Raw genomic sequence first — 9,088 nt, forward strand, 5'->3', positions numbered from 1 at the left:
AGGGTCGCTAAGATCAACAGATCAGCGAACGGCTAGATACTGGGGCGGCGCTTCATGCTGAGGGTGGGATACTTCCAAGCGGGGTGTCACCAACAACTCCACGGCTCGCCTTCTTGATCAGTAGCGTCATCGAGTCTCACACGAGCGAGCGTCCTTCTCGATAGCGGACGGCCTCGTTGAATTTCCGAGGCCGTCCGTCATCATCTGGTGCAGATCAGATCGCTGAGGACATGCTACCAACCAATGCCGAATGACATGTGCTCTGGCTTTTGCGTTGTGATGGTCGTGCTTTGGTTGTTGTTGTCGTCATACGAGAAGCCGTATGCCAGCCCTCCGACCGAGTGTTGGTGCCAGAACTGCGAGTAGAAGTTCGCCGGCGAGGACGAGTAGTAGGCCGACGCGTTCGCCCAGTTCGCGGGTGCGAGCAACACGCCACGGTTTGTCGCCGCGCAGATCTGGTTTTCCAACTGCAGCTGTATGGCGTTCTCGTCCTGGAGTTGCGGGGTATTTCCCGCAACGCCATTGGCCATGGTCCCGGCACATTCCAGGATGTCCTGCGTGGACGGCTGTTGGACAACAAACGTCTCGCCAGCGTTGGCCGCAGCCGGATTGACCTCCCTAAAGGTAATGGTCGTTCCGGAGGTCATGCCAGTGAATTGGCGGCCGTTGAGGGTCGCAGTCAGAGGCGTGGCGCTGTACTGAGCCCACGCGCTTGCGATGAAATTATCAAAATAGTTTCCGTTGGTACCACCGGCATTGAAGGTGGTTTCTGCGGGCGAGAGAATGCGCAGGTTGGTCGGCGCAGGCGTGTTGAACGCTACCGGCGTTTGGCTGACGTATTCCTGATCGAGGTTGGCGATCGACTCGTTGATGCCTACCTGCATGTGGTACGTCTCGTTGGCCCCCCACACATCCAGCAACAGAGGCAAGCCGAACTGATTGACCTGGGTGGTATTGATAAAGATGCCGCCAGTCGCAGCGTAGTTAAACTCGTACCAATCGTAGTGGACGTTGATATTGGGATCGGTGGTATTGAGCGGATTGGGTCCGGCGTATCCATTGTTGCCACCGTTCGCGCCAGCCACGATCGACATATAAAGCGGGCTACCCTCCGAAATATAGATACGTCCCGAAGTCAGCGGCGGCAGCGTGAGTTGATGGCTCTGGGCAAGCGTGAACGCGTAGTTGGGATATGTCTGTCCGTTCGGCGCGACAAGTGCGTTTGAAGCCGTGTTGTCCGATACGTTGGCTGGTGTGACAGTGCCGTTGTAGTTAACCCAGGAGAGCGCACCGGTGACCGGATCATTACCGAGGATCTCGACATAGATCTGGCTGTCTGCCCATGCGCCGTTGGTGTTGTTATTGAGGTCGGTGACAATGAAGCCGGGATCGACCGTGTAGCTGGGCGAAACGTTGACGCTCAGCGTTGCCGCCGAAGATGTCGTTGACCCTGCGGAGTTGCTGACCGCGACCGTGAAGCTACTGGTGTTATCCGCGGCCGTGGTTCCCGGCGTGGTGTAGCTTGCGCTGGTTGCCCCTGTAATGGCCGCGCCATTCTTGTACCACTGATAAGCCAGTGAGCCGCCGTTGGCGGCAACGGAGAAGGTAGCCGTCCGCCCGATCGTGACGGTTTGACTTGTTGGCGACGTGGTAATGGCAGGCGCCGTTACCGTCGACGTCGCCGATGTCGTCGTGATGGCAGTGTTGGAAGCTGGCGACGTGCCGGCCGCGTCAACTGCCTCGACGGTGTAGGTGTACGAGGTCGAGGCCGTCAGGCCACTATCGACGTAAGTGGTCCCTGCCCCGCCATTCGCGATGGCGACACCATTGCGAGTGACCGTATACGTCACCCCCGGCGTCGCTGATGCTACCCAGCTCAGATTGACCGCGCTCGAGGACGCCGCTGTTGCCGTCAGGTTCGAAGGCGCGAGTGGAATGGCGATCGTGGTAGCGCTGGCTTGCGCGGTTGGGGCCGACGTGCCGGAAACATTGGACGCCTCGACCACATAGTAGTCGGTCACATTCGTCGCAAGGCCCGTATCCGAATAGCTGGTACCGGTTGCTGTAGCAATTTGATTTACGCTGGAAGGCGTAAAGCCGGTCGTCGTGCTGCGAAAGACGTCGTAGACCACGCCAGGCGCTGACGAGGCCGTCCAGCTCAAGTTGATCTGACTGGCGGAAACGGATGTCGCGGTCAGGTTGCTCGGTGAGCCGATGGGGGCCGAGATCACTTCGACGCCGTTGACCACGGCGTTATCGGTGATCGCGGTGAACTGAAGCACGATCTGCCCTTGCGCATTGGCAGTCGCCGTAAAGGGCTCAGCGATCGCTATGTCCTGTCCCCCAGCGGTCGCGAGGACGTCGAAGTTGCTCAACACCTGCGTGCCGTTGATGCTGACATCAAACACGCGCTGTCCCGGCTTGGTCCAGTAGAACTCGTCGAAGTGCAGACGTACTACGTAACTGGCGCCGGCGGTCAGGCCGGGAAGCGTATAGCTGAAGTTGTTGCCGACACGCTGGTTCTGGTAGACCGACTGCGGCGCAGGATTCGTCACCCCAGAGATATTGATCGTCGCGCCTGTACCGGATGCTGCTCCGCCGTTGAAGTCTTCATCGGCGACGTAAGTACCCGCTGCAGGACCGCCTGCGCTGATCGCAAGCACATCCGAGCCACACCCAGAAGCGCCGCAGTTGACATCGAACGTGGTTGCCGTGGCTGTGTTGGACGCCATCGAGGTACCCGCCGAATCGATCGCCTTGACCGTATAGGAGTACGTGGTGGTGGATGCAAGACTGCTATCGTTATAGGTCGTTGCGGTCAGGCCAGTGGCCACTGCGGTTCCGTTGCGGAACACCGTATACGTCACTCCCGAAGTCGTCGGGGCCGTCCAGCTCAGGTTGATCTGGCTGGAGGAAGCCACTGTTGCCGCCAGATTCGACGGTGCGTTGGGTGGCGTATTCGTCGCAGTTGGCGTTTCAACTTCGATGCCGTTGATCTCGGCATTGTCTTTGACCGAGACGAACTGAAGGACGACTTGCCCTTGCGCATTGGCCGTCGCGGCAAACTGCTCGACGATCGCAATGTCCTGCCCACCCGCGGCTGCGAAGATATCGAAGTTGGTCAGCACCTGTGTGCCATTGATGCTGACGTTGAAGACACGCTGCCCTGCTTGCGTCCAGTAGAACTCGTCAAAGTGCAGGCGCACCACGTAGTTGGTTCCTGGCGTCAGACCGGGAAGCGTATAGGTGAAGTTGCCGAAGCGTTGATTCTGGTAGACCGACTGCGGAGCGGGATTGGTCACCCCGTTGATGTTGATCGTTGCATTGGTGCCCGATGCCGTGCCGCCTACGAAATCTTCATCGGTGGCGAAGCTGCCTGCCGTAGGCCCACCCGCACTGATCGCAATGGCATCCGAACTGCTGCAGTTCGTCGTGCAGGTTGAGACGGGCGTCGTCACCGTGGCAGTGTTGGAGGCCGGTGAGGCACCTGCCCCATCAGTGGCTTCGACGATGTAGTAATAGGTAGCGGCAGCAGCCACGCCGGTATCTGAATAGGTGGTTCCGGACGTCGTAGCAATCTGGTTCGCGCTGGACGGTGTGAACCCGGCAGCGCTGCTGCGATAGACGGTGTAGCTGACAGTGCAACTACTTCCCGCCGTACTCGCGCCCCACGTCAGGCTCACCTGGCTGGAAGCGCTTGCGCCTGCAGCGAGTGTGCCCGGCGTGCTGGGAACAGCATTGCAGTTGTTCTGTTGTACGGCGAGTGTGGCCGCGCTACTCGCGGTTGTGCCAAACACGTCGCCGACAGCCACGCTGAAGACCGCGCCATTGTTGGCCGTCGTGGTAGCCGGTGTCGTGTAGCTGGATGACGTTGCCCCGGTGATGGCCGTTCCGTTTTCAGACCACTGATAGCTCAAGCTGCCGAGGCCGGTCGCCGTCACGCTGAAGGTTGCCGGCTGTCCCACAGCTACGGCCACGCTAGCTGGTTGCGCCGTAATGACAGGCACTGTCCCGGCGTCGGTGCCGGAGACACACAGCGTGGCACCAGGATAGTTGTCGGTAACCTGGTAGGCCGACGTGCCGTCGAAGCTCACCACCGCGGTTTTCGTGGAATCATTCGGATCGACCGTTGACGTCCACGTACTCCAGGTTCCTGAAAAGGCGGTGGTGTTGTTATTGACGCCGCCGATGCTTAGCGCTTCCGATTGTGTGGGCAGACGCATATTGATGCCCGCGCAAGCGTTCTGCGCATTCACGCCGGTGAACTGCGAACCGGGCTCCGTATCTGTCATCACGGTGCGCGTCCAGGTCAAGCCCGTCAGATTATCCGTCACCAGGCCGGTGTTCGACGCGTTGACGGTATATCGATCCGTGGCGCTGCAACATTGCGGCACGTTGTAGACCTGGAACTCATAGACCGAGTAGCCATACTGCGTCGCGCGCTGTATCCCGTTCAAGCGGATATAACGCCCGGTGACCGTCGGGAAGTTGAGCGTTTCCGTTCCGCCCACGCCAGCGTTGTTGGTGTAGGCCACGTTCCAGGTCGGATTGGTCGCAGGGTCGGCGTTGGTATAGAGGATTTGATACTGGGCCGCATAGGCGTTTTCCCAATTGATGATTACCGTATTGAAGGACTGCGCCGAGCCCAGGTCGACCTGCAGCCACGAGGGATCGACGCCGGGAACCGCCGGCGTCGGTGGTGCGCCGGCGACCGCCGATCCCCATCGCGTGGAAAGATTGCCGTCGACGGCATTCTCCGGCCCCAGGCATCCCGTGCCTGTGTACGGTGGCGTTGTCGTTCCGTCGGTGCACGCGTTCTGCGTACTGCTTGAAGTCGCGGCCGCGTTCAAGGCCACGTTGACGCCGGGCGGCGCGAGCGTGATTTGTGCTGCGTTGCTGGTAGCAGGCGCGCCGGCCGCATTGTTCACCGTAACCGTATAAGCGCCGACATTCGCAGCACTCACCGCCGGAATCGTATAAGTCAGCGTATTCGACTGTTGCGTTCCGCTGGTGAGAATGGTGGCGGTGCCTCCCGCAGGCGTGAACTGCCATTGATAAGCGAACGGCGCAGACCCGGCCACGACAGCCGTAAATTGAACGGGCTCGTTGACAGGCGCGATGGTGCTGGCCGGTTGCGTGGCAATGGACACCGGTGTTGCAGCATCAACCGTCACTACTGCGGTAGAGGATTGAACCGAGCCGAGTGCGTTCGTGACCACCGCATAGAAACTTGTGCTTCCAGCCGCTGTAAAGACAGGCGTGGTGTACGACGCTTGATTAGCGCCGGCAATGACGCCTGAGCCAACTTGATACCACTGATAGGTGAGTGTCGGCGAACCCGTCGCCGCCACTGTCAGGGTGGCCGATTCGCCATCCACCACAGACTGGGAAGCCGGCTGCGTGGTGATGACAACGTTGGCCGGCGCATCGACGCTCAGAGTGACTGGCGTTGATGTCACGGTACCGAAGCTGCTGGCAACCGTCACCGTAAAGGTGTCGCCGTTATTTGCGGCGGTCGTCGCAGGCGTGGTGTACGTGGCGCTGGTTGCGCCGGCGATCGGGCCGCTCGAGTCAGACCATTGATAGATCAGTGTGCCCGAGCCTGAAGCTACAACGCTGAAGGTGGCCGGGAAGCCCGACGTGGTTGCCTCGCTTACTGGAGGAACGATAATGGCCGGAAGCTGCGATTGCGAAAGAGCCGGCGGTGCTACCGAGGTCAACGTAACACTGCCGCTAACGAGACCAGGCGCACTCGCCGTCACGGTCACGGTTCCGGGCGCAAATGTGCTGCGCAGGGCGATCTTCTGCAATCCGCCTTCGAAGTTCAGTTCCGGATCGCCAGGCGAGTGGAAGAAGGCATAGGGCACGCCTTGAATCACATTGCTGTTCGCCTTGGAAAACGTGTCCTGGTAATAATTGGTCCACGACGGGTCGGCAACCAGCTGCTGCGTGCCGCCCATATAGGTGGCAGGTCCGGTGACGGAGAACGTGACGTTGTCCGCTGCCGTCGGCACAAGGTTGCCAGCGGCGTCCTCCACCTGTGCAACCACAAAGGCGGCATCCGAACCATTGGCGGTCCACTGAAAACTTGTGCCATCCGGTTTGGTCACTTCAGGAACAACGCTGAGAACAATCTGGTTCTCTGCTCCCGCTGTCGTACGCGTATCGCTCACGCCCGAAACCGGGTTGCCATTCGCATCCAGGCATTGCGCGGTGACCGTGCCAGGAGCCCAGTTCACCATCCAGTGAACCTGCCCTGGCATGACCGTGGTGTTCTGGGTCAGATTCGTGCTGGAATTGACGCTCCATGGATTGGGCGTCTGATCCTGAAGCAGCGTGCCCGTGACCGGATCGTTGGGAACGCCGTTGATGAGCAGGCGCACCGACGGACAGTTGCTGAAGGCATTCTCCTGGAGCGGAGTTCCTGCGGTGTATTCGTAGGCACGGTTCCAGTGGTGCGCTAGGTGAACGACTGGATTGACCGAATACGGCATCCAGTTGGCCTGATAGATGTAGTAGAGCAATCGGGGGAAACGATTCGCATCGGTCGATGAGTAACCCAACGAGCGCACGAAGCTCACCATGTTGGGCTGAGTCTGATATTCGGCCCAAAGGCTGTCCTCGCCAGGAGACTCCGCGAAATACCATTGCGCCATGCCAAAGGCATTGGCTGCCCTTCCCCGCCGCCAATCATCAAGATACGGCGCCGCAAACGCGAGTTCATAGTCGTAGGCCAGGCCGCGACCGGTGCCCATGTTGTCCCAATACTCGGCGCCAAAGGCTGGATTGTTCGGGTTCTGCTGCTTGTTTCCGACCTCGCAACCGGCGCCGTCGCACTCATCGATGAAACCGTATGAGGAACTGTACGTGCGATCGGCGCTCATGCGCGGATTGACGCTATCCCATGTCGTCTCGATGGTCCCAAGCTCACCGGCAAGCAGCGGATTCATGCCACCGTTATCTCTCTCCCAATCGAGAATGGACGGATGGCTGCGATCGCGGATGATCATGTCGCGATGCACTTCCTGCTTTAGCTGCAGGTCGTCAGCTGTCGGATTGGAACTGGCATTCCAGTAACCCTCGCCATCACCGCTAGGCTGGTCGATCATGATGCCGTAGGCATCCGCGGCTTCCACCATCTCTTCACTGCTGGTCGAGTGGCCGGGTCGCCAAATGTTGCCTCCTTGCGCTGCGATCTGCGCCATGTCACGCCACCACTGTTCGTCGGGAACCGAAGAGCCCAGCGCCGGATAGTCGTAACGGCTCGACCCTCCCCACAGATAGACAGCATGGCCATTGAAGTAAGGAAAGTTCGCATCCCACGTAATCGTGCGAATGCCCAGCGTGTCCTGAGTCGAATCGACCACGACTCCGTTCACGCTGACAATGTGATAGACCTTGTATAGGTATGGCGATCCGCACGATACCGGCGGCGTTCCACATGTCGCGTTGTTCGGATACCAAAGCGTTGGATTGGGCACTGTAATCGACTGATCGAACATCGGCGTCGCGCCGGAGGGAAACGTGCTTGGCGTCATCGCCGGCACGGCTTGCGTAATCGGTGGTGCAGTGACAACCACATTGCCCTTTGCGTCGACGATCTGTGTCGTTAGCGTGACTTGCTGTGTCGTAGTCGTCTCATTGAGCACATTGGTTTGTACCTCGACGACCGCCGAGGTGGCGGTGGCAGTGCCTTGCGCAGCCGGAACCTCCGATACTGTTCCGACGTAGGTACCCCAGGTCTTCTGATTCGAATAAACGTTTGGCGGAATATGCACCGGGTTGGTGACGTATAGCTTCACATTGCGGAACAATCCCGCCATGGCTTGGCCGAAACGGAACGCACCCGAAAAGTTCGGCGTCTCAAACCATGAAGCACCGCGTGAGACATCGATGGCAATGACATTGTCGGTACTGCCATCCGCTTTGATGTACGGCGTCAGGTCGACGACCACCGGGATGAAACCCAGCACATGGGTGGCCTGCGCATCGGCAGCTACCGCGCTGACACCGGGCAACAACGTACCGTTTATAAAGACCTGGATACCGGTGTGCGATCCTTCAATGTTCAACAGGAATTTCTGACCTGCATACTTCGGATCCACTTTGAAGTGCAGACGGTACCAGTTGTAGTTTCCCGTCAGGGACCCCTGACCGCCGCCAGAGTCCTGGTTGATGAAGGTACGCGAGATATTGGCATCGTAGGGCAAGCCCACTTGAGTCCAGGTGGCGCTGGTATCGGAACTCTCGTTAAAGCCAGACGTTGAGTATGACGTCGAATTATTGGTGTTCTCGAACCACCAGGAATTCTGCGGGGCATTCGACGTCGAGCTTGCGTCTCCAATGTACTGTGGAATGCCCGCGGCGAGATTGATCGTGTCGCGTTGCGAGCTTGGCAGTGTCGGTTCTACTTGTTGACCATCAGCGTGACGGGCACTCGCCAATGCCAGCAGCGCAAGAAGCATCACAGAGAGCGTCCGTAATCTGTCTGCCTTTATGGAGCCCTCGCAGATGGTTCCGACGTTATGGCATGCAAGACTGCATTTCAAAGCCAGGAATTCCCAACAAGCATGCAGTCTCACTAGTCTTCCCCTTGATACATCTATATAGAGTTTCGGAATTTAGAATTGCCATCAGCCAACCCATACCGACATACGGAATGAGTGGCATCCATCTCGTCACTGGGTACGCTAGCTGTTACTGCGTTTGTAAATGAGCTACTGAGACAGCCTCACGAAGGTCATCGACTAGATGGAGACCTTCGTCAGGTTGATTAATGCTCAAGCACCTTCAATTCAGAATCGCGTCAATGCCGGTCACACCTAAGCCGATCCTCAACGCGAGGATCGAGTGCTTTGGTTTCGTCGGGCATCCCCCTTTGCGTTGTCAAAGCTTGCGATTGCAACAGTCGCTACATGACATATGTCCACGACAGACTCGTGTCCCATAGACTGAAACTGATGCTGCCGGATGAGACGGCTTAATCATCCGTGCGACGTCCCCCCAGCTTCAGTAGCGGTCGGCTCTAGAATCCGGTGGTTACTTTATCGGTTTTGCTCGCGAGTTGTTTCGCGTACTCAGCGGGCGT

1 protein-coding gene is annotated in these 9,088 nt (G+C 58.7%); it reads right to left on the bottom strand.

What is annotated here, in order from left to right:
* Positions 1-233: 233 nt before the first annotated feature.
* Positions 234-8,465, bottom strand: coding sequence for a beta-1,3-glucanase family protein (locus tag HDE79_RS21400; RefSeq protein ID WP_184605209.1), 8,232 nt, complete (start codon positions 8,463-8,465; stop codon positions 234-236).
* Positions 8,466-9,088 lie beyond the last annotated feature (623 nt).

The sequence above is a fragment of the Rhodanobacter sp. MP1X3 genome, assembly GCF_014207165.1.
Taxonomy (GTDB): domain Bacteria; phylum Pseudomonadota; class Gammaproteobacteria; order Xanthomonadales; family Rhodanobacteraceae; genus Rhodanobacter.

Excerpts from the sequence above, each read along its gene's own strand:
- HDE79_RS21400 (WP_184605209.1), bottom strand. The coding sequence starts at position 8,465 with ATGCTTCTTGCGCTGCTGGCATTGGCGAGTGCCCGTCACGCTGATGGT.